General features: G+C 59.1%; 26 protein-coding genes. 17 read left to right on the top strand and 9 right to left on the bottom strand.

All coding sequences use genetic code 11. The features are described 5' to 3' along the window. The first annotated feature begins 44 nt into the window (after positions 1 to 44). On the top strand, positions 45 to 1208 hold the full coding sequence (locus Q1A07_RS21150; RefSeq protein WP_299784384.1) for an ATP-binding protein: 1164 nt from the start codon (positions 45 to 47) through the stop codon (positions 1206 to 1208). Between the two features lie 271 nt (positions 1209 to 1479). Then, on the top strand, positions 1480 to 2379 hold the full coding sequence (locus Q1A07_RS21145) for a zincin-like metallopeptidase domain-containing protein (protein WP_299784381.1): 900 nt from the start codon (positions 1480 to 1482) through the stop codon (positions 2377 to 2379). A gap of 63 nt (positions 2380 to 2442) precedes the next feature. Here the strand turns inward: Q1A07_RS21145 and Q1A07_RS21140 are convergent, their stop codons facing one another. Genes Q1A07_RS21140 through Q1A07_RS21110 form a run of 7 tightly spaced genes read right to left on the bottom strand, consistent with a single transcriptional unit; the run spans position 2443 to position 6765 of the window. Beyond that, positions 2443 to 3795: an NAD(P)/FAD-dependent oxidoreductase gene (locus Q1A07_RS21140; protein WP_299784379.1), complete on the bottom strand. Its 1353-nt coding sequence runs from the start codon at positions 3793 to 3795 to the stop codon at positions 2443 to 2445. Between the two features lie 23 nt (positions 3796 to 3818). After that, entirely contained in the window at positions 3819 to 5249 is a 1431-nt protein-coding gene (gene merA, locus Q1A07_RS21135; protein ID WP_299784377.1) for a mercury(II) reductase, read from the bottom strand. Position 5250: 1 nt separating this feature from the next. Then, positions 5251 to 5388, bottom strand: a complete 138-nt coding sequence (locus tag Q1A07_RS21130; protein WP_299784375.1) for a hypothetical protein — start codon at positions 5386 to 5388, stop codon at positions 5251 to 5253. Next, complete coding sequence (gene merF / locus Q1A07_RS21125; RefSeq protein ID WP_299784373.1) at positions 5385 to 5771, bottom strand: mercury resistance system transport protein MerF; 387 nt, start codon at positions 5769 to 5771, stop codon at positions 5385 to 5387. Before merF ends, Q1A07_RS21130 begins: the two co-directional genes overlap by 4 nt. Then, on the bottom strand, positions 5768 to 6019 hold the full coding sequence (locus tag Q1A07_RS21120; protein ID WP_299784371.1) for a hypothetical protein: 252 nt from the start codon (positions 6017 to 6019) through the stop codon (positions 5768 to 5770). The genes merF and Q1A07_RS21120 overlap by 4 nt, the downstream gene beginning before the upstream one ends. A 17-nt stretch (positions 6020 to 6036) precedes the next feature. Then, a complete protein-coding gene (locus tag Q1A07_RS21115; protein ID WP_299784369.1) occupies positions 6037 to 6342 on the bottom strand; it encodes a periplasmic mercury ion-binding protein in 306 nt (101 codons plus the stop codon). A gap of 15 nt (positions 6343 to 6357) precedes the next feature. Beyond that, positions 6358 to 6765 (bottom strand): mercuric transporter MerT family protein, encoded by a 408-nt coding sequence (locus tag Q1A07_RS21110; protein WP_299784367.1) that lies wholly within the window; start codon positions 6763 to 6765, stop codon positions 6358 to 6360. Positions 6766 to 6845: 80 nt separating this feature from the next. On the opposite strand from Q1A07_RS21110, the gene Q1A07_RS21105 reads away from it, so the two are divergent. Next, positions 6846 to 7259 (top strand): helix-turn-helix domain-containing protein, encoded by a 414-nt coding sequence (locus Q1A07_RS21105; protein WP_299784365.1) that lies wholly within the window; start codon positions 6846 to 6848, stop codon positions 7257 to 7259. Positions 7260 to 7449: 190 nt separating this feature from the next. On the opposite strand, the gene Q1A07_RS21100 is transcribed toward Q1A07_RS21105, so the two are convergent. After that, on the bottom strand, positions 7450 to 7866 hold the full coding sequence (locus Q1A07_RS21100; protein WP_299784363.1) for a helix-turn-helix domain-containing protein: 417 nt from the start codon (positions 7864 to 7866) through the stop codon (positions 7450 to 7452). A 71-nt stretch (positions 7867 to 7937) separates the two neighbouring features. Between Q1A07_RS21100 and Q1A07_RS21095 the strand changes: the two genes are divergently transcribed. The 14 genes from Q1A07_RS21095 (at position 7938) to Q1A07_RS21030 (ending at position 22696) form a co-directional block, all read left to right on the top strand. Beyond that, a complete protein-coding gene (locus Q1A07_RS21095) occupies positions 7938 to 8693 on the top strand; it encodes a transglutaminase family protein (RefSeq protein ID WP_299784361.1) in 756 nt (251 codons plus the stop codon). Next, positions 8683 to 9612 (top strand): cation diffusion facilitator family transporter, encoded by a 930-nt coding sequence (locus tag Q1A07_RS21090; protein ID WP_299784453.1) that lies wholly within the window; start codon positions 8683 to 8685, stop codon positions 9610 to 9612. The genes Q1A07_RS21095 and Q1A07_RS21090 overlap by 11 nt, the downstream gene beginning before the upstream one ends. Then, on the top strand, positions 9609 to 10463 hold the full coding sequence (locus Q1A07_RS21085) for a cation diffusion facilitator family transporter (RefSeq protein WP_299784358.1): 855 nt from the start codon (positions 9609 to 9611) through the stop codon (positions 10461 to 10463). The genes Q1A07_RS21090 and Q1A07_RS21085 overlap by 4 nt, the downstream gene beginning before the upstream one ends. A gap of 421 nt (positions 10464 to 10884) precedes the next feature. After that, the gene (locus Q1A07_RS21080) at positions 10885 to 11091 is read left to right on the top strand and encodes a hypothetical protein (RefSeq protein WP_249994673.1); all 207 of its coding nucleotides are present in this window, start codon (positions 10885 to 10887) and stop codon (positions 11089 to 11091) included. 64 nt (positions 11092 to 11155) lie between these two features. Beyond that, positions 11156 to 11515, top strand: coding sequence for a DUF2958 domain-containing protein (locus Q1A07_RS21075; RefSeq protein WP_299784356.1), 360 nt, complete (start codon positions 11156 to 11158; stop codon positions 11513 to 11515). After that, positions 11512 to 11739, top strand: coding sequence for a hypothetical protein (locus tag Q1A07_RS21070; RefSeq protein WP_299784354.1), 228 nt, complete (start codon positions 11512 to 11514; stop codon positions 11737 to 11739). Before Q1A07_RS21075 ends, Q1A07_RS21070 begins: the two co-directional genes overlap by 4 nt. A gap of 340 nt (positions 11740 to 12079) precedes the next feature. Next, on the top strand, positions 12080 to 12664 hold the full coding sequence (locus Q1A07_RS21065) for a helix-turn-helix domain-containing protein (protein WP_299784352.1): 585 nt from the start codon (positions 12080 to 12082) through the stop codon (positions 12662 to 12664). After that, on the top strand, positions 12657 to 14564 hold the full coding sequence (locus Q1A07_RS21060; RefSeq protein WP_299784349.1) for a relaxase/mobilization nuclease domain-containing protein: 1908 nt from the start codon (positions 12657 to 12659) through the stop codon (positions 14562 to 14564). Before Q1A07_RS21065 ends, Q1A07_RS21060 begins: the two co-directional genes overlap by 8 nt. Next, a complete protein-coding gene (locus Q1A07_RS21055) occupies positions 14564 to 16486 on the top strand; it encodes a type IV secretory system conjugative DNA transfer family protein (RefSeq protein ID WP_299784347.1) in 1923 nt (640 codons plus the stop codon). The genes Q1A07_RS21060 and Q1A07_RS21055 overlap by 1 nt, the downstream gene beginning before the upstream one ends. 196 nt (positions 16487 to 16682) lie before the next feature. Beyond that, complete coding sequence (gene dndB / locus Q1A07_RS21050) at positions 16683 to 17768, top strand: DNA sulfur modification protein DndB (protein WP_299784345.1); 1086 nt, start codon at positions 16683 to 16685, stop codon at positions 17766 to 17768. Then, the gene (gene dndC / locus Q1A07_RS21045) at positions 17765 to 19213 is read left to right on the top strand and encodes a DNA phosphorothioation system sulfurtransferase DndC (RefSeq protein ID WP_299784343.1); all 1449 of its coding nucleotides are present in this window, start codon (positions 17765 to 17767) and stop codon (positions 19211 to 19213) included. The genes dndB and dndC overlap by 4 nt, the downstream gene beginning before the upstream one ends. Continuing rightward, positions 19210 to 21150, top strand: coding sequence for a DNA sulfur modification protein DndD (gene dndD / locus Q1A07_RS21040; RefSeq protein ID WP_299784341.1), 1941 nt, complete (start codon positions 19210 to 19212; stop codon positions 21148 to 21150). The genes dndC and dndD overlap by 4 nt, the downstream gene beginning before the upstream one ends. Continuing rightward, the gene (dndE, locus tag Q1A07_RS21035; protein WP_299784339.1) at positions 21150 to 21527 is read left to right on the top strand and encodes a DNA sulfur modification protein DndE; all 378 of its coding nucleotides are present in this window, start codon (positions 21150 to 21152) and stop codon (positions 21525 to 21527) included. Before dndD ends, dndE begins: the two co-directional genes overlap by 1 nt. Beyond that, positions 21524 to 22696, top strand: coding sequence for a cysteine desulfurase family protein (locus tag Q1A07_RS21030; protein ID WP_299784337.1), 1173 nt, complete (start codon positions 21524 to 21526; stop codon positions 22694 to 22696). Before dndE ends, Q1A07_RS21030 begins: the two co-directional genes overlap by 4 nt. 2 nt (positions 22697 to 22698) lie before the next feature. On the opposite strand, the gene Q1A07_RS21025 is transcribed toward Q1A07_RS21030, so the two are convergent. Next, positions 22699 to 24525 (bottom strand): DUF262 domain-containing HNH endonuclease family protein, encoded by a 1827-nt coding sequence (locus Q1A07_RS21025; RefSeq protein ID WP_299784335.1) that lies wholly within the window; start codon positions 24523 to 24525, stop codon positions 22699 to 22701. Between the last annotated feature and the right edge of the window lie 2 nt (positions 24526 to 24527).

Here is a 24527-nt window from a genome sequence, read left to right as displayed (position 1 = left end):
CGAAATCCTTGCAAATCTTCCACGTGATGGAATAAATGCAAGGTATGATCGTTCGTAATCACCTCAAACGGGTCGAAGACGCCCTCGATGCCCAGGCGGGGGTCGTCCTTCTCGGGCCGCGTCAGGTCGGCAAGACCACGCTCGCCCAGGACATCGCGGAGACCCGCGAGGCGATCTATCTCGACATGGAGCGGACCGCGGACCGGCAGATCCTCGAGGAGCCCGATCTCTATCTCGATGCGCAGATGGGCAAGCTGGTGGTGATTGACGAGGTGCAGCTGATGCCGGGGCTGTTCGGTGCACTTCGGGGGCAGATCGACCGCCGTCGCCGGGCCGGGCACCGCACCGGGCAATTCCTGCTCCTGGGGTCGGCCTCCAATACGCTGTTGCAGCAAAGCGCGGAATCGCTGGCAGGCCGGGTCAGCTATCACGAACTGACGCCGTTCACGCTGGATGAAGTGGGGCAGGGGGCCTTGCAAAGGCTCTGGCTGCGCGGCGGCTTTCCAGAGAGCTTCCTGGCCCAGTCGGACCGGGCCAGCCTGAGCTGGCGCGAGGATTTCATCCGGACCTATCTCGAGCGGGACATCCCGAGCTTCGGCCTGCGCATCCCGGCCGAAACCCTGCGGCGGTTCTGGACCATGCTGGCCCATGAGCAGGGCGGGCTCTTGAATGCGGCGAAGCTGGCGGCGGGCCTCGGTGTCTCCGGCCAAAGCATTGCGCGCTATCTCGATCTGCTGGTGGACCTGATGCTGGTGCGACGGCTCCCGCCCTGGCACGCGAATACCGGCAAGCGGCTGGTGAAATCGCCCAAGGTCTACATCCGTGATGCGGGCCTGACCCACGCGCTCTTGGGGATCGAGACCGCGGAAGCGCTGCTCGGTCATCCGGTGGTCGGCGGCTCCTGGGAAGGTTTCTGCATCGAAAACCTGATCGCGGCGGCCCCGCGTGGCACGGAAGCCAGTTTCTACCGCTCCTCAGCCGGGGCCGAGATCGACCTGATCCTGAAACTGCCCAGCGGCGCGCTTTGGGCCATAGAGGTCAAACGCACGACCAGCCCCAAGGTCACCCGCGGGTTCCATATCGCCGCTGACGATCTCGACGTGGCGGAGCGGCTTCTGGTCTATGCCGAGACCCGCGAAGTGCCGGGGCAGGGCAGGCTCCGTGCCATGCCGCTCTCGGCCGCAATCGACCGGCTGCGCGCGCTCTAGGAGCGCCTCTCCGCCTGGCTCTCCGCCAATCCGCAGCCTTGTTCCGATGACACGGGGCTGATCAATCCTCGGACCCGCCCGCCAGCTGCGCCTCCCGTCAGGTCCCCCGTGCGAGCAGGGGAGCGCGGGCCTGACAGACGCCGCCGCCAGCGCAATGGCCTGCCCGCGCCGGTCGCGGACGCTCCCCCGTGTTGACCATGCGCCGTCGGCTTACTGCGTCCGTCCTGCCTTTTCGCGTCCCGCACGAGGGACCTGCCGAAAGGAGGACATCATGGCAAAACGACCCGACATCTACACCCGCGTCACCGCGAAGATCATCGCCGATCTCGAAGCCGGGACCCAACCCTGGCACAAGCCTTGGAGCACCGAGCATCTTGCGGGGCGGGTTTCCCGACCCTTGCGGCACAACGGGGTCGCCTATCGCGGTCTCAACATCGTCCTGCTCTGGATCGCCTCGGTCGCCAAAGGCTTCGCCGCGCCGACCTGGATGACCTATCGTCAGGCGTCAGAACTCGGCGGCCAGGTGCGCAAGGGCGCGAAGGGCGAGTTGGTCGTCTATGCAGACACCTTTCGCAAGACCGAAACCGACGCCGCCGGTCAAGACCGCGAAGTCGCGATCCCCTTCATGAAAGGCTACACGGTCTTCAACGTCGATCAGATCGAGGGCCTTCCCGAGGCGTTCTACGCGGTCCCGGAGCCGATACTCGACACAGTCGCGCGCGATGCGGCTACAGACTCCTTCTTTGCCGCGACAGGGGCCGACATTCGTCACGGGGGACCCCAGGCCTACTACGCCGTTGAGCCGGACTACGTGCAGATGCCGCCCTTCGAGACCTTCGAAGATCCTGAGAGTTACTACGCGACGCTCGGTCACGAGATCACCCACTGGACCCGCCATCCCGATCGCCTGGACCGGAGTTTCGGTCGAAAACGCTGGGGCGATGAAGGCTATGCGCAAGAGGAGCTTGTCGCGGAACTGGGCGCTGCATTTCTGGCCGCCGATCTGGGATTGTCGCCGGATCCGCGCCCGGAGCATGCCGCCTATATCGATCATTGGCTTTGCGGTCTTCGGAGCGACACGCGATACATCTTCCAGGCCGCGGCCCATGCGCAGCGTGCGGTGGATTTTCTGCACGGTCTGCAACCGGATCAGAACGAAGCCGCCGATTAGGGGGCCTCAATGAAAGCGATGCTCCGAATGCGGTTCGCCAAGCCAAATACTTCGGTTATTGGCCTACAAGAGAGATCCCAAATCCGATCCAACGCTCGGATAGGCGGCAGTCATCGACTTGAGTTGTTTCGCGGTCAGCCCCAGCTTGATTGCCAATCCGAAGAAGTTGATCAACTCGCCATACTCCGTGCCGAACAGATGCGCGCCGAGGATTTTGCCATCAGACTTACCCACCAGCACCTTCGCGGCGGCGGACTTCTCACCGATCCGATAGTTCGAATACCAGCCGCTTGTGTCGGTGAAACGAAATTCGACATCATGCCCGGCATTTGTGGCCTCTTCTTCCAACATTCCGACCCGGGCCAGTTCAGGCACGGTGAACACCGCCGTCGGGATGCCCGCATAGTCCGGCGCTGTCTGGGCATCCTTGAGCATGTTGGAGGCCGCGACCTTGCCCTCGATCACGGCAACAGGCGTCAGCGGCATACCTTCGGTATCGGCGGAATCCCCGGCGGCGAAGATCGCGCTGTTGGTCGTGCTTTGCAGATGAGGTGTCACGACAATGCCCTTGTCGCCATAGTCGACACCGGCGGCTTCAAGATTCAGATCGGTGAGCGCTGCTGTGCGTCCCGCGCCATGAACAACCAGATCGGTCTCGACGGCCCTGGTCTCGCCGCCCGACGTCACTTCGACAGCGAAGGCAGCACCGGACTTCGAAATCGAGACAATCTCGGTTTCGCGTTGCAACTTCACGCCGACTTCTGCGCCGCGCTCGATCTGCATCTCCACGAGATCAGGGTCGAAGCCTTCTAGCGGTCTCGCGCCGCGATCCACGATGATCGGCGCGGCACCGGCCCGTGCCGCGATGTGGGCAAATTCGAAAGACACGAACCCGCCGCCGACAAACAGGATGCGTTTGGGCAGAGCCTCAAGGTTCAGAAACTCCGTACTGTCGATCATCAGATCGGCCCCGGCGAAGCTCAGGGGTCTCGGGATCGCTCCGGCAGCAACTAGAAAGCGGCGTGACTCGTAGGTATGCCCGTCGGTCTCGAGCGTGTTTGGTCCGGTGAACCGCGCTGCACCGTACAACGTCTCAACGCCGTTGTCTTTCAGGCCCTTCTCCATCTTGCCCGGCACTGGATCGGTAAAGCCGCGCTTGTGGGCCATCAGATCGGACCAGTTGATCGACAGCCCGGCCGGGTCTATCCCCTTGCCATCCAACAGCCGCGCGGCATCGACGATTTCCGCTCCACGCCGGAGGATTTTCTTGGGATCGCAGCCGCGCAGGGCACAGGTGCCGCCATAGGGCAGCGCATCAACAATGGCCACGTGCCAGCCCGCCGCGCCGCACTTGTTCGCAGCCGCCACTCCGGCCATGCCCGCGCCGATGACGATCAGGTCATACATGTTGCTCATAGACCGGTCCTTGCTTCGATCTTTTATCCGGCGCAGCAGCTAAGCTTGGCCACGTCCATATCGAAGGTCTGCGCCGCCAGCTTCAGCCCCTCCACGGTTGTGAGATAGGGAAAGATCGTCTCCCCCAAAGCCTGCGTCGTCATGCCGAACTTCAGCGCCATCACCAGCGTCTGGATCGCATCAGACCCTTCGGGCGCGATGATCTGACCACCCAGCAGCCTGTCGGTCTTCCTGTCCGCCACCAGCTTGATCAATCCGCGCGTGTCACGGGCGGCCAAGGCGCGCGGCACCTGATCGAGCGGCACGATGGAGGTCTTCACGTCGAACCCGGCATCCCGCGCATGTTGCTCGCTCAGTCCGACCCCGGCCACCTGCGGATCGGAGAAGACGACCCAGGGCATGACGGAGTTGTCATAGTGGTGCGCCTCGCCGAGAACGGCGTTTTTCACGGCCAGCTTCGCGCCATAGGCTGCCATGTAAACGAACTGGTCCCGGTCGGTGACGTCGCCTGCCGCAAAGATGCCCGGCACCGTAGTCTGCATATCGTCGCCAATGACGATGGCGCCGCGCGCGTTGGTCTCCACGCCGATCTCTTCCAGGCCCATTCCTTCAGTATTGGCGCGTCTGCCAGCGGTCGAAACAAGATGATCCGCCGTAACCTCGATAGCTTCGCCGTCCCGGATCACCCGCAAGGTTACGTCCGCCTCGTCACGGAGCACACTGTCGTAGCTCAAACCCGTCAGAAGAGTGATCCCCTCGGCCGTGAAGGCATCGGCAAGTGCCTCGGATACCTCCGGTTCGGCACCGGGCAGCAGGCGTGACCGCGCCACCAGCGTGACCTTCACGCCCATCCGGCTTATCATCTGGGCCAGTTCGGCTCCGATGTAGCCTGCGCCGATGAAGATCAGGCTGTCTGGCAGGGTTTCAAGCTCCAGCAGGCTGGTGCTGTCGAGTGCGCCGATCTCCTCGATCCCGTCAATGGTCGGCAGAACCGGACGCCCGCCTGTGGCGATGATCAGTTTCGGTGCGGTCAGAGTGCGACCGCCAACGATGACGCCACCTTCGACCAGCCGCGCGGGACCGGCGTCGATGTAGTCAACTCCGGCATATTCCGGCAACAGGTCGGCGTATTTCTTCTGGCGCAGGGTCGCCACCAGATCGTCCTTGGACTGGATCAGCACTTTCCATTCCTCAACCTTGGCGTGACCGGACAGGCCGGGAAACCGCTTGGCCGCATAAGCGCCGTGGATCGCCTCGGCTGCGCGGATCATCGTCTTGGACGGCACGCAGCCAACGTTCACGCAGGTGCCGCCGATGGTACCATACCCAACGAGAGCAACCCGCTTGCCAGCGTCCGCCGCTGTGATCGCGGCCGAGAAGCCCGCCGATCCAGCACCTATGACGATCAGGTCGTATCCGCCGTTTCCATCATCATTATTGCCAAAGTCTTTCATGTTAATGCGCCTCTTGCATTTCCGGGGTCTGCCGATTTGCCAAGACCAGATAGAGGATCGCGCCGATGGCGATCAGCGGTGTCAGCATACCAAGCATTCCGAAGACCGTGCCGAGGCCCGTACAGGCTCCCATCATCATTGCGAGGCTCCTTTGGATTTCATTCGATTGAGCAAAATGGCGTAGAGGCCGACAGCCGCGAAAGCACCGATGGTGATGCGGACGGCAAAGCGGAACTCGATCCAGATGATGAGGACCGACAGCAGAGCCGCGAGGGCCGTCGCCCAGAGTTTCGGGCTTGGCCCCTGACTGCCTGCCCGCAGCCAGAGCGCCTGAACGACGACAGCGAGGCTAAAAAACATGAGCGGAAACAGCCCGTAGTCGAGCCAGCCGGTGAGGGCCGAAAGGCCAACTCCGGCGATAACGACGACCAACAGGGGTGTGAAGCAGCACAGGGCCGCGAACAACGCGCCGCCCAGCCCCCATTTCAGCAAGCGGTCGGGGTTCTTAGTTGCTTGGGTCAAGTCGCGTTCTTTCTGTCTGGAGAGCGATTGGTTTCTGCCGGTCGTTTGCTGGCGCGCCGGACTTCGCGAACGATCAGAAACGCAAGCGCGACCACCAGCGCGATGGAAAGACCGCCGAGACCGGACAGCCAGGCCCCAATCCCGCCAAACAGCGCTGCGATCAGAGCCGCGCCACCTCCGCAACAGACGATCATGACCGGTGCCGCAACACCAATGGCAAGCAGCCCGCCCATCAGGTTATCGCGCATCGCATCGCCCTCCCGCGTCAGGACGCTGTGTCAGGGAGAACCTGTGCGGGATAACCGTTCGCCTTCACCGCCTCTAAGATGCTTTCAACGGTGGCTTGGGTATCATCGAAGGTCACGTTGTAAATACCATGTCCAAACTCCGGACCGTCCACGAAGTCGTTGATCTGGACAGACGGGACACCGCGCATTGAACTGGCAACTATGAAGGAGCAGGAGGGGCAAGTCAGCTCGCTGACGGCGATCTCGACGGTGCGCTCTTCTGCAAAGGCGGCTGAGGCAAATGCGGTTACAGCCAGTACCGATGATAGCAGTATGTGTTTCATGGGTTTGATCCTTGCTCAGAATTTCAGGATGAAAGGGGTGATGTAGGGAAAGGCCATCGCCACGGCGACGATGGCGGTGGCAATCCAGAGGGTCGCGCGCATGACCCTGCGGTTGATCGGGCGGGAACAGGTGCCATCCGCACAGGCCTCGGCAGCCACGGGCTTATAGGCCTTGTAAAACCCGTATCCGAGAAACGCGGCACTCAGCGCAAAGGTGTACCATTTGTATGCGTAGAGCGCGCCAAGCTGTGCGATGAACACGCCCGTCACGCCGAAACTCACCAGCACGAGCGGCAGGATGCAGCAGGACGTCATCGCCAGAGCACCCAGAACGCCGAACCCGGTCGCGCCCCAGGCTTTTGCGGTGTCATCGCCAACTTCGCGCACTTGTTCGGATGTCTGCGCCGTAAAACTCTGTTCCATAGATTCGTCCTTGCTCGGATATTTCTCACGTTCTACGGTCTGTAGTTGATACAGGCTCAAGAGGTTTTTTTTTGAGAGAAATGGATAACAGAAGCGTGAAGCCTATCAGTCGGGGCGAACTTGCGCGTGTGACCGGCTGCAACTTGGAAACAATCCGGTACTACGAGACGGTTGGGATCATGCCGGACCCGCCGCGCACCGCGAAAGGGTATCGAAGCTATGATGACACCCACGTCAGGCGGCTGAAATTCGTCATGCGGTCGCGCGACCTCGGCTTCTCGCTGGAGGAAATCCGGGATTTGCTCGGTTTGGTCGATAACCGGACGCAGACCTGCGCCCAGGTTCAAACCGTTGCCGAAGCACATCTTGAAGATGTCCAGGAAAAGATCGCCGATCTTACGCGGATTGAACGTGTTCTGTCAGAGACGGTCGCCCGTTGCACCGGTGATGCCGCCCCTGAATGCGCAGTGATCGATGCGCTTCTGGAAGCTTAGCCCCACTTTAGATTCAAAAATGCCAGATCCGCGAACTGCGCAGAAGCAGCCATTCAACGCCCCGCTGACAGCCAGGGGTTTGGGCTCTTGCCGGACGCTCGCGGCAAGACGTGCCAAGGCAGGAATGTCACACAGAAACCTCTGTGATCAAATGAAACCGGCGTTTACAGAAACATCCGATCTTGGCCCATTAATGCTCCTGTTGGCACAGATCGTGATTGGCAAGGGACGCCAACACATAGCAGTCTTCCGGCACGCCATCGCCGTCACACCCATTGGCAATACGCAGAAGCTCTTTTTCCAAGGCGCGGAGCTTTTTGATTTTCGCCCGAACATCCGAGAGCTGCGCGGTCGCGATATCGGTTGCCGCCTGGCATGACCGGTCGGGATGGTCTTGCAGCTCGATCAGCGACGAGATCGCTTCAATCGAGAAACCTAGGTCCCGTGCGTGCTTGATGAAGCTCAACCTCTCCAGACCCGCCTGGTCGTACCGTCTCTGGTTGCCTTCGGTGCGCTCGGGCGCGGTCAGCAGGCCGACAGTCTCATAATAGCGGATGGTCGGAACCTTGACCTTGGTGCGTCGTGAAAGCTCGCCGATGGAGAACATCAGAATATTCCTTGAACCTCTAGTCGCTAGAGATACTATGTTGTCTGGGACAACGAATCCAGAGGCTCGCCATGTCCCGTGAACATCTCTTCGCAACTCCGCTTCTCGACTTTGGAGCGCAGTCCATTCAAGGGCTGATTGCCGCGCGTGGTTGGTCTGCCCTCGCGACCCATGACCGGATCGGGGTCGTCTATGATTTTGTCCGCAACGAAATCCTGTTCGGCTACAATCGCGCGGATGACATTCCGGCCACCGAAGTGCTGTCTGACGGGTACGGACAGTGCAACACGAAAGGCACGCTGCTCATGGCGCTCCTGCGCGCACTCGGAGTCCGGTGTCGGCTTCACGGCTTTACGATCCACAAGGGCCTTCAGCGCGGCGTGGTGCCCGAGCTTGTCTATCCCATCGCGCCTTTGGAAATCCTGCACTCCTGGGTGGAGGTCGAAATGGATGGACGTTGGATCGACCTTGAGGGGTTCATCCTGGACAGCCGGTTTCTGTCAGCTTTGCAGACCGCCTTCGATGGACGGGAAAGCCTGTGTGGCTACGGTGTCGGCACGGATTGCTTAAGCGCGCCGCCGGTCGAATGGAAAGGCGACGGCACCTACATTCAAAAGTCTGGGATCGTTCAGGATTTTGGCCTCTTTGAGACCCCTGACGACGTCTACGAAAAACATGCCCAGGAGTTCGGTTGGGTTCGGGGCTTCCTCTATCGAAACATCATTCGTCATTGGATGAACCGTCGAGTTCGAGCATTTCGTTCGGGTCGCTTGAAGCCACAAGCAGTTTCAACACATTCGCATGGGGGCACACCTAATGCCGCATGACCACGTCCACATAGACCCCGAGGCGGGCGACCGGAGGGTGTTCGCTGCGATTGCCGTCAATCTTGGACTGACGGTCGCGCAGATCATTGGCGGGATCGTCTCCGGCTCTCTCGCACTGATCGCCGATGCGCTGCACAACTTCTCAGACGCGATTTCGCTCATCATTGCCTTTGCAGCGCGCAAGATCGCACGGCGACCGAGGGATGCGGACATGACCTTCGGCTACGGCCGGGTGGAGGTGGTTGCAGCGCTCATCAACTACACGACCCTTATCGTGATCGGTCTCTACCTGCTTTACGAGGCAGCGATGCGCTTTGTCGATCCGCAGCCTGTCGAGGGATGGCTGATCGTGATCATCGCGGGAATCGCGCTGATCGTGGACGCGGCTACCGCACTGCTGACTTATCGCATGTCCAAATCCAGCGTGAACATACGCGCGGCGTTCCTGCACAACGTCGCTGACGCGCTTGGCTCCATCGCCGTGATCCTCGCCGGAACACTGATCCTGCTCTACGACTGGCGGCTGATCGATCCTATCGTGACGGTCATGATTGCGGGCTATATCCTCTGGCAATCCTTCCGGGAGATCGGCCCGGTCATCCGCATCCTGATGCTCGGATCGCCGCCAGATATCGAGACGCGCGGCGTTCTCGACGCCGTGCGCGGGGTGCCCGGCGTGACCGGCATCCACCACGCGCATTTCTGGCAGATGGACGAGCATTGCGCCGCGCTCGACGCCCATGTGGTGATCGAGGAGGGCCGCTGGAATGACGCCGACGCGATCAAGGAGCGGATCAAGTCCGTCCTCTCCGACAGGTTCGACATCGAGCACACGACGTTGGAGCTTGAATGTGCGCGACACGCCTGTGGCGACCCTTCCGAGTTCGGCGGGCGCGGGCATGGTGAGGCGATCTCATGAACACGCCCGGAACCAGTGAGCAGAACGCGCCGATCCGGATGCGGGTGCAAGGGATGGATTGTGCGAAGGACGCGGCCGAGATCGAGCGCGCTGCGCGGTCGGCTGGCGTCGCGGCGGAGAACGTCAAGGTCTCGGCGGCAACCCACATAATGACGCTGCGCATCGCGGAAAACGATCTTCCGCAGGTGCGTCCGGCCCTAGAGGCGACAGGCTACGGATTCGAACGGATTGAGGGCGACGACGCCTCGACCGATCCAGCCCACCAAGACCCGTCCTACCGTCGGGCGCTCTGGATCGTGGTTGCGCTGAATCTCGGATACGGCGTTGTGGAAATGGCGGGCGGCTTCCTGTCCGACTCTCAGGCGCTGAAGGCGGATGCCCTCGATTTCCTTGGCGATGGGGCGATCACGTTTCTAGGCTTGCTCGCCATCGGCTGGAGCCTGACGTGGCGCGCCCGGTCCGCCATGATCCAGGGCGTGTTCCTTGGCCTTCTGGGACTTGGGGTTGTGGCTGGCACGTTCTGGCGCGTCCTGAATCAGGCCGCCCCCGAGGCGGGGCTGATGGGTGCCTTCGCCGTGGGTGCGCTGATCGTCAATATCCTCGCCGTCCTGCCGCTTCTGAAGCACCGGAAGGGAGACGCCAACATGCGGGCGGTCTGGCTGTTCTCGCGCAACGACGCCATCGGCAACGTCGCTGTGGTGATCGCGGCCGGACTTGTCGCCTGGTTCGGCAGTGGCTGGCCGGACCTGATCGTCGCCTTCGGTATCGCGGCGCTGTTCCTGTACTCGTCCTGGGCAATTATTCGCGACGCGCGGGCTGATTTGGGAGAGCAGCCGGTGCCGGACCAATAACGCCATGCCATCAATGTCGAGGTCGGCCAGAGCCTGAGAGGGCACAAAAGTGACGCACGAATCTACCTCGTTAGGCTGAAGCCGAAGAAGACGAGCCCGCCTTTTGCGGCAAGGCCAGATCCGTTGGAGTTAAGCTGCGGTCTGTCCTTCAGCACAGACGCATCTTTGGGCTGCGTCCCTGCCGCACTTCCATCTTGGCATGTCACGCCACGAAGGGGACCGGTCGATCTCCCCGCGTTTTCTTCCGGATGCAATCTCCGGAACCTGGCCCGACTGACGGTTGCGCGCGCGGCTTGCTCTCTTCAAGCAGAACTTTCCCCTGTCCGCTGACGCGGCCATTCCTCGCGCAGCAAAGTTCCGCCTGACAGCCTGTCCGGACGGTCCCGGTCTCTTCTTGCATCGAAAACGAGAGGAGATCGACATGACCCGCTACTACACCGTCACCACACCCGACGAAGGAAAAGACGGCAAGACCCGCTTCCACAAGATCGGTGTCGCCTTCCCGCAAAAGCCCGACGCGAAATCCTTCCTCACCATCCAGCTCTTCGCCACGCCCGTGACCGGCCAGCTCGTTCTCTTCGAGCCGAAGCCAGACGGGCAGGGCGATGCCCCGGACCTCGTCGAATGAGCTGTCCTCCGGGACGGTGCCTGCCGTCCCGGCCTTTTTCACACCGACATCTAGGAGACACCTCATGGACCTTCTGCCACAATCCATCCTCGACCAGCTCGCTGCGAACGGGCGCACCAACCAGGACCGCATCGAAGCAGGCGAAGACACCCTCGACTTCGATCCTGTGGTCAAACTCTTCACCCCCGATGCCGGAGCGACCTGGCTGCTTTCCGAAACCGATCCGGAAGACCCGGATATCGCGCACGGCCTCTGCGACCTCGGGCTTGGCTTTCCCGAAATCGGATCGGTCCGCCTCAGTGAAATTCGAGCCGTCCGCAGTCGTCTCGGATTACCCGTCGAACGTGACCTCCACTTCAAGGCAGACGGCACCCTCAGCGCCTATGCCGAGAGCGCTCGCAAAGCCGGAGGGATCGTCGCATGAGCACCAATATCCGCAGAGATCACGTCAGCGCCTTCGAGGCGCTGACGTCCGGTCGTTTCGAGAACTTCGCGCTCTTCTCCTGTTTCGTGGACGGTGCGCCGGCCTCGGCTATCGTCGCAGTAACAGCACCTGAAGATGCGAGCGGCGAATATGTCATCACGCCGCTCTTCGTCAGCGTGACCGACAGGATGGTGGTCACCGACCAAAGGGGAAGACCGGCCTGACTTTGTCTTGCGGGCCGCTCCGCTGGCCCGCCAAGCATCAGCGCGACACGCCGGACTTTTTCCTAAATAGACGCGTGTCGCCAGCATTTCCTCTTCCCACGGTGGCCCCGCATCGATGGCAAAGCTGTACGGGCCCTTCGCATCTCGACTCATCAAGGGTCTGAGCTCCGAGCCGTGCTAAACTGATCCCGACGACTCGGCAGCATTTTGCGTAGTGACACGATGCGCAAAAAGACAAATTGCGCAGATTCACGAACTGATGTATCCCAGAAGATGAAATGAGAGGGACGTTGGCAGGATATGCCAAATGTCTGCGACTTTTGTCCGAGGGGTCTGAGACGTGAAATCGGGACGCCCAAAACGCCTGAAACTTGAAGAGCGGATCGAACTCGCGCGGCGCTATCATGCCGGGGAAACGCCGAAGGTTCTGGCAGAGGCCTACGGTGTGTCGCGACGACACGTGACCCGGCTTGCCAAAGAGGAGCGGGGCGAAGGACAGGAGGTTCGAGACCCTTCGGTCACGGTGAGTTTCCGCGCGGCGCGTTCAGAGATGGCCGACTTCGATACGGCTTGGCACGCCCGTGGCTTTACGAGCCGCAGCCAGGCCTTGCAGGCGGTTGTGCGGGCGCGGTGTGGGCTGCTTGATCTGATGCGAGAAGATCTCCGGGCGTTCTCGGAGACGTTGCGGCAGGCACAAGACGTTGCAGACAGCGGCCGCATTCTGGCGAAGGCGGTGCAACGCGGAAAGCTGACGCTGTCGCCGGAGAACCGTGCGACGCTTGTCGCGCTGCATGATCTCGCGCAGCGCACCTATCGCGATCTGGCCGCGCTGAAAGCGTCGGCCTGTCAGCGACGGGGCGTGGGGTGGGACGCGGCGGAACCCGAGGCGTCAGACGTGCATGAGGAGTTGGTGGACCATGTCTGAGCCGCTCGCCCTCTATCACGCCGTCATGGGCAAGCTCTGGGAGACGGAGCGCATCCAGGGTCAGCGTCAGGCGCGCATAGACACGCGGCTGGCAGTGCGGCGGCAGGGTCGCAGTTACCAGCGCGTGGGCCGGGCCTCGCCGCGCAATCTGCTGAAGTCGGTTATGCCGGAGAGCCGCGCCGCGGTGTTCAAGCGGATCAGGGCAGGGGGGTGCAAGACGAAGCAGAGCCTTGGCAACCAGCTGTCTTACGTGAACGACAAGGCGGTTTACACCTACGCGACGATGACCAACCCGCTGACGGCTGAGGCCGTGATGACCGAGGCGCAGAAGGCGGAGATCGTGGAGGCCTGGGCGCAATCCTGGAGGGGCACGACGAAGCTCGGGTTTACCTCGCATATGCTGCTGTCGTTCCCGACCGACGTCACGGTGGATCAGGTACGCGAGATCACACTCGATTGGGCGGAGCATTTCTTCGAAAGCGGGGATTACGGCGATCAGTGGGACTACGTGCTCTCGGTGCATGATGACCGGGCCCACAAGCATGCGCATATCCTTCTAAACAACCGGGGCCTCGCCAACAGCACCTGGTTCTCCTGTTGGGCGGAGGGCGTGATGTCGCCGCAGTTGATGCGGGAAAAGCAGGCGGAGATCGCCGAACGCTACGGTGTGATACTGGAGGCCACGACCCGGCTCGAGCGCGGCATCTTCGAGAAGGCCCCAGGTATCGCAGAAATCTACCGGGCAAAGGACGAGGCGCGCCTGCCGCGCGAGATCGCACTGTCGCCCGAAGAGCGGGCCATAGCCAAGGCGCAGGTGATAGGGTTTGCCAAGGACTACCGCAATCTGGCCGATGTGCTGGATCGCATGGATCAGAAACACCTGGCCTACGCGATGCGCCGCATGGCGGCCTCAATCGGCTCGGACACGACCTACAGATTCACCGCAGGAGAGATCGATATGGAGACAATTCGAACGGTCGGTGAGGCCATCGACTATGCCGAGAAAACCATCGAAGCGCTACGGCTCAAGGCAGAAGAACTTGATGCCACCGAACGCCCGGGATTTGAGACCAAGGCGGCGGGTGTCGTTCGTGATCTCTCGCAGATGGTGCCGGACCCTGATCTGCGCGCCCGGTTCGGGCGTGACTTGACCGAGTCCTATCCGCCAGGAGCCGGAGACGGGCGCTTGAGTGCTGCGTTCTCATCGGGCAAGGACCCTGTCCTCGAGGCCCTGAAGGCGGATGCCGCAAGGGCCGGTCTCGATCCGCAAGAGATGGCTGCCCGGATCGAAGCCGGTGGGACGATGAACTATGGGCTTGCTCAGGATTGGGTGGACCGCGACATGGCGGCGGTTCTGGCCAAGGATGGCATCGATCTCGCTCAGGCCAGCGACGATCAACAAGATCGCGCGTTGGAAACAGTCGATCGGTTCATGGACCGATTGCTGGAGCGCGCGAAGGAGCTCGGCATAGCGACGGGTCTGTCGCGCGCATCGGACGATTTGCAGGTGATCGATGACGAGGACCGTGGGCCAAACCCGTATCTGCAGGACCTCGCGGACATGTTGCGCGACGGAAGCCTGTCAGAGGCTCAGGAAGAGACCGTCGAACGTACCCTCAGAGCCGAACTCTTCAAGGAGTTGGGCGAGGAAGGTCTGGGGGAGCTGCGGCGGGGAAATTATGAGGTTTTGGCAGAGGTGCTTCCCAACCGGATCGATCAGATCACGGTCACGCAGGAATTCCTCGAGCTGACCCATGAAGAGACCGGTGATCAGGTCTTTACCGACCGTGCCTCCGCCTTGCAGCAGGACAAGGTCGAGGCGTTGGCCCGGGACACCCATCTCGAGATGCAGCGGGGCAGGGGGCTATCGCGCGATCTCGACGATGAGATCAGCTTCTGATGAGCACCCGGCTTCCTCTCTGGGCTGCCGTGCCAGTCGGGACTCTCTGTGGAACGGCACTCGGCACGATCGCGGCGAGCTTCTATCTCGCACTGGCGTTGAGAACGGGGTTTGCCGAGTTTGACATGTTTGCCGTCTGGACGGCGAGCGCGGGTCTGCGCGCGGCGCATCCCGAGGCATTCAAGGTTGCGTTCGGCGCCGTTGGCTTCGGGGCCATTGGACTGGCGGTTCTGGCCTTCAGCTGGACCTGGGCGCAGGACCGGGATGATTACGGGTCCGCACATTGGCAGACCAGACGTGAACTCAAGGCGAACGGCATGCTCCAGACACCGGGATCCGGGTTTGTCTGCGGCAAGCTGGGAAAGCCCGCGTCAAAGGCGCCCTACATCTCTGCGAGCGACATACCGCATGTGATGATGGTGGCCCCGACCCGGGCCGGGAAGGGCGTGGGCTTCGTGATCCCGAACCTTTTGTCTTTCGCAGGTTCGGTCGTGGTTCTGGATGTGAAGGGCGAGAATTTCGAGAAGACGGCAAGGCTGAGGGCGCTCAACGGCGATGAGGTCTTTCGCTTCAGCCCGTTCGATTGGGCGAATAGTTCGCATCGCTACAACCCGCTCGCGCGGATCGCGGCCGCCCCCAGCTTCGCCCAGCAGTTCACAGAAGTCTCGATTCTGGCGGACCTCTTCCTCGACAAGGACAACAGGACACTCGACACCTTCTCCGAGGCGGGCAAATCGATATTCGTCGCGGCTTGCCTTCTGGCGATCCAACGCGGCCGACCGACGCTCGGTGAGGTCAACAAGATCGTCACCGGCGGGGACTACAAGAATGCACAGTACAGTGCTTATGCCGAAGAGGCGAAGGAAGCGACGGTGCGCGAGCTCTGGATCAACGCGGCCAGCGCGTCGTCGCGGCTGCTGACGTCCAACATCCAGGCTTTGATGACGGCCGGTCTGAAGCAGTGGGACAACCCTGCCGTCCGGACGGCAACTGATGCAAGCGACTTCGAGTTCGCGAACTTCAGGAAAAAACCGCACGCGCTCTACATCGTGGTGTCAGAAGATCACATCGCGACGCTGGCACCGCTCCTGCGGCTCATGTTCGCGGATCTCATTGCCAGTTTGCGGCAGAACGAGCCGGGTCCCTACGAGCCGTGGCCGGTCATGATGATGATCGACGAGTTCCAGCAAATGGGCGCGATGCCTTATCTCGAGCGGGCGATCCATTCGCTCGCCGCCTATGGCGGGCGCGTCGCGATAATTGCGCAGTCGTTGGCCTCGCTCGATCGCATCTACGGACCCGAGGGGCGCGAAAGCCTTGAGAACGGCGCAGGGCTCAAGCTCTACATAACGCCTCGCGACCAGCGTACCGTTCGCGAGGTCTCGGCGGCCGTCGGCAGCACCACCCGGGAGGCGGTGACCCGCATGTATGGTCGCAACAAGGGCATTTTGGGCGCGACCTCGACGACTTCTCGTCTTGAGGAACGTCCACTTCTCTCCGAGACCGAGGCACGCACCATGGATCCCGATGAGGTGATCATCCTGGCCTCACCGCAGCACCCGATCCGTGCACAGCGCATCAAATACTTCGAGGATTCCTTTTTCATCAATCTGTCAGATCGTCAGGCGGGCCGCGATTTTCCATATCCCCCACGTGTTGATGGCGTAGGGCCCTGGTTAGAAGACCCGAATCCCGCTCCTCCTGCACCCCATCCCGAGTCTTTCGAATCCACTGCAACAAGCGAGCGTGCACGCCGACGGCAATCGCGGTCCATGCAGACGCAAATGAATGAATACGCTGCCGGTGAGCTGCGTCCGGAAACCTTGGATCGGGAGGACCCGATCCCAGAAAAGTGGGAGCAAGTCTTCCGCGAGCAAGGTGACTTCATCGACGAACTGCTCGGGGACGAAATTGGACAATAGCCTCTGATAAATGCATCGCTCATCAGTCAGAGTAGCCAACTGCACTTCTGTATCGGAAATGATCCCCGTTGCATGCTCATGATGCCATGTGATGCGGCAAGAAAACTACCCTTCTTAGGCTCGCAGAGCTCACGATTTAGACCTGCGTATAGACTTCCACACTAACGTCCGTTAACTTCCAGCCTAGGAGGTAGCGATGGCAAACGAGCTGACATTCGAGGCGATCCGGGGCGTTCAGTCTCGTACTGCGTACTACACTGTTATGGTCCCCATGAAAATGGTGCCGAGGCTGTTCATTTTCGACGGCGATGATCTGCCGCCTGACCTGCGTGCCCAACGGGTGCTTTCAAAGGCAAGGGTACCTCAGATCGCAAATTACCTTGCTGAGAATTGGGACAATTACATCCTTTCCTCGCTTTGCGCTTCAGTTGATGGGGACCTGACATTCACCGCAGCGGGCAACGATGGGGCACTGAAGAATGTTGGTACGCTCAGCTTTGCGATGGATGCGCGGATCATTCTAAATGACGGCCAACACCGCAGAGCGGCAATTGAAGATGCGTTGAAGACAAGGCCAGCCTTGGAAAATGAAACGATATCAGTTGTGATCTTTGCGGACCGTGGACTTGAGCGAAGTCAACAGATGTTTGCAGATTTAAATATGAACGCCGTTCGCCCATCAAATTCGCTGAATATTCTATACGACAAAAGGGATCCGCTCGCCGGACTATCCGTCGACGTGTTTCGAATTGTGCCATTCTTCAATCGGTTTTTAGAGCTTGAGAAAAAATCACTCTCAAACCGAACAACCAAGCTCTACACATTGTCCAGTTTGCAGCAGGCACATGAATGGATGGTTGGTCCAGCAGGAGACAGATTTGGCGAGGAAACGCTCGATCTCGTGGTACAATTCTGGAATGCGCTCTACGACGTTTTGGACGACTGGCAAAGACTGGATGGCGGAAGCTTGAACGCGCATGATCTTCGGCAAAACACGGTGCACTCCCACGGCGTTTTGCTTCAAGCCTTCGGCGTCCTCGGGGGAACCCTGATTGATGCCTATCCTCAGGAATGGCCTGAGAAGCTAAAGTCGCTTTCTTCCTTGGATTGGTCGAGACGAAATGCGGAACTCTGGGAAGGCAAAGTCATGAACGACGCACGCATGAATGGCCAGCGCAGGAGCGTTCTTCTTGGAGCGGCTGTCTTGTTCGAAACTATTGGATTGCCATTGGAAGCAAGAATGAAGGCGGCCATGGAAGCGCAAGGTCAGGTCGCGGCATGAGTAGAGAAAAAAAGGCGACCGAACCTGACGCAGCGCTTACGTTCGATGCACTCGAAGAACGGATTCGCGTTGCCTATTGCAACGACAAGCGCCCTTGGGTGATCGGCTACAGTGGTGGAAAGGACTCGACCTGCGCATTGCAGATGATATGGCGCGCACTGCAGGCACTACCGAAATCCGAACGCGAAAAACCAATCTATGTCTTGAGCTCTGATACGCTGGTCGAAACACCCGTTATTGTGGACTATATCGATAGTGCACTCACGCGCATAAACGACGCAGCGAAAGCACAGGGCATGCCGGTTTCGGCTCACAAGGTTGTGCCTGATGTAAATGATAGCTTCTGGGTCAACCTAATAGGACGCGGCTATCCGGCTCCATCACGTCGCTTCCGGTGGTGCACTGAACGACTTAAGATAGACCCTGCCAATGCATTCATAAAAAGCCGCGTCGCAGAGTTTGGCGAAGTTGTTATGGTGCTTGGTGTTCGCAGCGCTGAAAGCGCAACACGCGCGCAAGTAATGGCGCTTCACCGGCTGGAGGGGAGTCTGTTTTCGCGGCATTCGTCGCTCTTGGGTGCGTATGTTTTCACACCGATTGAGGCGCTCTCGGTTGATGACGTTTGGGACTATATCCTGCAAACGCCGTCACCGTGGGGAGCTGACAATCGTCAGCTTCTCAAGATGTATCGCAACGCTCAGGCGGGTGAGTGCCCGCTGGTGGTCGATAAAAACACCGAAAGCTGCGGCAACTCCCGGTTTGGTTGCTGGGTATGCACTGTCGTCACAAAGGACAAAGCAATGGAGGCGATGGTCGACAACGGCGAGGAATGGCTCGAACCGCTCTTGGACGTTAGAGACTTCCTGGCGGAGACGCTGGATCCAGAGCGCAAGAAAGTCGTGCGAGATTTCCGCAGGCGCACTGGGAAGATAACGCTCAATCGCTCAGGCGATGGGTTGATACCCGGGCCCTACAAACGCGATTTCCGCCAAGAGGTGCTCAAAAGGTTGTTGGAAGCACAGAGGGAGGCGGCGAATCTCGTCACAGATGAGCCTGCTCCGACGCTGATCCATGAAGCAGAAATCCACGAGATTCAGCGCATTTGGCGACGTGAGTTGGGTGATTGGGCCAATAGTGCCTATCAGATTGTAAAGGATGTGCTCGGTAAAGAACTCCATGCGCACGAAGCCGACGACTTCGAGTTTTCGTCCGCCGATGGCGACATTTTGCGCCAAGTTTGCCAGGAACACGACCTTCCAATCCAAATGATGGGCGAACTGCTGGATGCCGAACGTTCGGTTCAGGGCATGCGTCGCAGGTCATCGATCCACACGCGCATTGCAAGCATCCTTGAAAAGGAATGGCGCTCGGAGGACGAAGTTCTGGCAAATTTGGCTGCCGAGCTGGAAGAAGAGGGCGCGGCAAACGAGGCGCCGAACTTATGAGATTTCGTGAGTTAGTCCTTGAGAACGTCGGTCTGTATGACGGTTGCCACACGTTCGACCTTGAGACGGTGCCGGCTGAGGGTGCCAATGTGGTTGCCATCTTGGGGCATAATGGCGGCGGAAAAACCACCTTCCTCGATGCAATCCGGCTCGTATTGTACGGTCGCAGAGCGCTTGGCCCACGCACTGCACAATCAACATATGAAGAGCATCTGTTAAGAAAAATCAGTGCGACAGCGGCAACGCGCGAGGCCGCCATCACGCTGTCATTCGTTCGCGTGGAGAATGGTCAGCAAGTCAACTACACGGTCAAACGCGCTTGGTCATCCCGCGGAAAATCCGTGGTCGAAACACTTGACCTTATTAGGGAAGGCCACCCGATCTCTGACCTGGAACGGGCTGAATATGCGCAATACGTCGAAGAACTTGTGCCTCCCGGTCTTTCACAGTTGTTCTTTTTTGATGGCGAGAAGATACAAGAGATCGCGGATGACGATGGCAGCCTCGGGCTGAGAGATGCGATCCGATCGCTTCTGGGATTGGACATTATCGACCAGCTGCAGACAGACCTGACTGTCTATACTAGTCGGCGAGCAGACCAGGATTCATCTGGTAATATTGATCGCCTCCTGTCCGAGCAGGAGCGCCTCAGACAAGAGCTTGCAACCCAACAGGATCTTCGCGCCGAACTGCAAAGCAAATGCGATCAAGCCGCGCGACGGGTGGAGCGATCCGAGGCCGCTTATCGCAACGAAGGTGGTCGGCAGGCACTGTCGCGCGAAGACGTCCTGACCAAACTTCGAAGCGCAGAGATAGACCAGTCCGAGTTGAGCACGCAACTGAAGCGCGCGGCCAACGATCTGTTGCCGCTAGGTTTAGCGCCCACATTGGTACAGCATTTTTACCAAACCTGTACTGAGGCGCGGCAGGGCACTCACGCGATCGCGATTCGCGCCTTCATTGATGCGTTTGAGCGGCAATCAAGCATACCCAACGAGAAAGGCAACATCTGGTCCAGTCAGCATTTTGATGATTTGCGTGCTGTGACGAAGGGAGATGCAGGAGGGCAGGGACCACGTCTGTTGGCAGAACCAGATTGGATTTTGCGGCGTCTGGACTGTCTGACTGATGGGCGGCAGGAAGAAGTAACAAGCTTGGCCGACAGGTTTGACAGAAACAGAGAGCTTCGCGCCAAGTTAAAAAGGGAGCTCGAGGGGTTCGACACGGGACAAGCCGAACAAGCGCTTTCCGCTTTGAAAGAGGCTGAGCGCACTCTTGGGGGTTTGGAACGTGATCTGCAGTTCTGCGACGAAGGAATAGATCGGCTTTTGCGTGATATTGAAGCGATAGAGCGCAAGTTCAGGTCGGAGGAAGCTGCTCTGAAGAAATTGGCTCAAGAAGAGCGCGGGATCGCTCTCGCGGTGCGCGCGCAAACCGCACTTTCTTCTTTTGGAGTTGCGCTCCTCGAGGACAGGATCAGCAGATTAAAGGCCGAGTTCGTTGACTGTTTCAACCGATTGAGCCGCAAGAAATCATTGGTTTCTAGCGTCGAAATCGACCCGGCGGATTTTAGCGTGAGCCTGATTGGCAGTGATGGAATAACAATCGAGAAGAACAGCTTATCTGCAGGAGAACGGCAGATTTATGCGATTTCCATGCTTTGGGCTTTGGGAAAGACAAGCGGCCGTCAACTGCCGATCGTGATCGACACCCCTTTCTCAAGGCTTGACCAAAGCCACCGATTGGCAATTGTTCGAGACTATCTGCCAACTGCAAGCCATCAGGTAATCTTGCTTTGCACCGATACGGAAATGACACCCTCCCTAGCCAAGTCCCTCGGAGCGCATGTAGCACGGACCTACAAGCTTGAGGCGACCGCGGAAGCAAGACGCACGACACTTTTTCCGGTTGGCGATCTTTCAGCGGAACTAGTCTGATGCATTTTACAAAGCTCAGAGTATCAACTGAGGCAACTGGCCGTCTCCGTATGTTGCGTCAACGCAGCGGCCTCACACCGAACCTCCTGTGCCGGATGGCTCTGACCGCCTCACTCGAGACAGGACCAGTTGGCGACATGGTTCCACCGGAGGAAAATGGGCAGGAATTTAACGCCTATACGCTCTTTGGATCCGACCAACCGATATTCCTTTCAATGCTGATACTTGTCGAGCAAGGGCAAAGCGGAGCAGAATTAGATGACGAAGACCTAATGCGACGCCTGAGATGCCATATCGACCGCGGCATTGGTTACATCGCAATTCGCATAAACTCGCCAGCTGATGCAGCAAGGCTTCTGGCAGGAGATGCGGCATGACTCCCGGGTCAATTTATCTTGATCACAACGCCTCAACGCCAGTCGATGAGATGGTGATTGATCGTGTTGTTGACGCCATGCGCGAATTGACAGGCAACCCCTCGGCAATAGACCACCCTGATGGCGCCGCCGCAGCCGCAGCCATCGAACGCGCGCGCGAACATATCGCGAAGGGAATTGGCGCAAGACCGGCCGACATAGTCTTTGTAAGCGGCGCAACCGAGGCGAACAATCTCGCCATCAAAGGTGTGGTCGCCAGTCCGCGCCGATCGGACAACCAACGCATTATCACGGTCGCAACAGAACACCCTTCTGTGCTTGAAGCGGCAAAACATTCAAGTCCAGCCGAAGACGTGATCGTCCTTTCAGTGGACGTACAGGGCAGGATTGATTTGGACCGGCTCGAGGCAGAACTCAAAAAAGGGGTGGCACTCGTAAGCTGTATGGCCGCCAACAACGAGACCGGCGTGCGCCACCCGCTTTCAGAAATTGGGTATTTGTGTGAGCGATACGGTGCTCTGTTTCACAGCGATCTGACACAGTTGATAGCCTACGAGAAGATCGACGTTCAAGACGCAAACATCCACCTTGCAAGCCTATCTGGTCACAAAATGTATGGTCCCAAGGGAATTGGGGTCCTCTATTGTCGTCGGCGCCGCCCGCATGTGGCGCTTGAGCCGATCAACCGGGGAGGGGGTCAGGAGCGAGGACTTCGCTCTGGAACGCTCAACACAGCCGGGATTGTTGGGCTTGGGGCGGCTTTTGAATTGCGACAATCCCGCCTCGGCGATGCTGAGAGCATCAATGACCTGAGGGATAAGCTGGAGCGCCGACTTGTAGAAGAAACGGGGGCATGGGTGAATGGGAATGAAGCATCTCGAATTCCCAATTCTCTGAATCTTTCGATCCCATCGGTTGAGCCCTTTGCGCTGATGCGACGTCTGACCGACCAGATCACCTTTTCAAGCTCCAGCGCTTGTTCGACGCAATCAGTAGAGGACTCTCATGTCCTTGAGGCCATGTTTGGTGCAGGAACGGAGCGTACAAAAAACGCGTTTCGACTGGGCTTGGGCTATGGCACGACCGACGAACAGATTGAGACAACGGCTGAACTGTTCATTCAAGCGGTTGCTGACATCAGGCGGGGCCGCGTTGGCAGCGCGGCCTGAACTCAAAACGTTAAATCAAATACTCTCATCGCTTGATCTCGCAATGCGTCTTGTCGCGCGATGGCCTGTTCGGCCCCCCATTTATCCTCCTCGGCGATGTTCTGATTGATCGACAGGCGAGAACCTTGAAGGACCGGCTTCTTGTCAACGAAAGGCCTGTTTCCGGCACGATCATTCTCATCTTGGCTGAGCAAGGTAAGGTTTCCAAGTTTATGCAAGTGAGGTAGCATTTCTGCCCCTGCCTCTTCAGGGTTCTGCGGACTGATATGCTCCAGGGTCATTGCGCGGATATCGATCGGTACATTGGGCGCATGAACGGTTGGTCGACCGTTCGCCTGGCCATCATACCACGCCGACATGAATTCGCTCATGGCTAGAATGTACTTCAACTCTTTCTTGTGTCGCTCGTACTCGAGCCCATCTAATTGACGCTCCATCGCCTCTCTGGTCGCGTATCTATCTAGAAGATCCGTCAAAATCGCTTCGACTTCGGGCAATCGATAGTCAGCTGGCGATGTGTTCAGAAGTGTAATAATGGGCCCCATCCTGCGATCGTATTCCGCAATCCGCGCGCGCGCCAAGACCCCATACCGGAATGCAAACCGCTCCAAAACACAAAGCAGTCGCTCGCGATGATCGGCATTGAGGCTTCGCGATGCGCAGACCAGGGGGAGTATCCAGTGCTGCTTTAGGTCTCCTAGGGTGAATGCCAGTCGATGAGCCATGACCGGTGTCAATTGCAGACCCCCACCGGCGATGTCGCCACCGGTCAAAGCCTTCATCATTACCATGTCGGTCTTCAGGGTTTGCACACTCTGAAGAAGTGACCTTGCCTCTGCTGCACCGAGAAGATCACCGCTTGAAAGCTCCTCAAAATGCATCGCTTCAAACTCTGTTGATGTCCTCGCTGTGTTGAAGCGTTTTCCCGTACGAGTCTGATATGCCAATTGAAGATAGGTGTCGGGGTTTTCGGCAATGCCACCGATTTCCTTCCAAGCATCAGATAGCTCATCTCGCTCTGCTGGTTCCAGCCTTTGTTCTGCCCGTTCCATGGTGGTTGCCCGGAGAAGATCACAATCGCTGACGGGAAGACCTCTGTTGTTCAACACCCTGAAAATGAGGCTGGCGTGCTCCGGTGCATTAGCCTCAATATGAACGACTTCCCAGTCTTCGAGAGCACTGGCGTAGAATTGGTTCAGCGCATTGAATTCAAGCGCGGTGGACCCGGTCGCCTCGCGATGCCCCTGAAGCATTGCAAAACATGCGTCAAACGCAGCCTTTAGCAGGTAGTGAGATTGAGCTACTTCTTCTACATGATCGCCTCGCAACAATGCTTTGAAATAGGCGTCATCGGTCTCATTCAAGGTCAGGGGATAAACGTCCCTGGCCTCCATGAAATCGAGATCTCTGCTCATGATGAAACGGAACTGGAGAGTTTCCGCCATTGTGCTCAAGGCGGTTCCGCGCTGTGCATCATCCGCACCAAACTCGGCCGCTGCCAGCAAACAGTGTTGCCGTAGCGCCGCCACGAAAAGGAGAAAAGTGGCAAACCGCTGCTGCCCGTCTATCACATCCCGTCGTGGGCGAACCAGACCGCCAGGGTCTCGAGGCGCGGTTACCACGGATCCAAAAAAGTGTCGCTCACGTTCACCGTTGATACGCTTTTGCCAACACCTGCGAACATCGTCGATGAAGGCGTCTATCTGCTCATCCGTCCACTCATATGCACGTTGGTACGCTGGCACGCGAAAGAGAGTCATTCCGCCAAAAAGACCAGATACGGTAGTCGGTGTCGCGCGCTGGCAGAGTAGGTCCGAGACTCGTTCCATCA

Origin of the sequence: uncultured Roseobacter sp., assembly GCF_947492555.1 — a bacterium.
Lineage (GTDB): Bacteria > Pseudomonadota > Alphaproteobacteria > Rhodobacterales > Rhodobacteraceae > Roseobacter.
The sequence above is the reverse complement of the archived record's forward strand: the minus strand, read 5'-3'. Positions and strand labels throughout refer to the sequence as shown.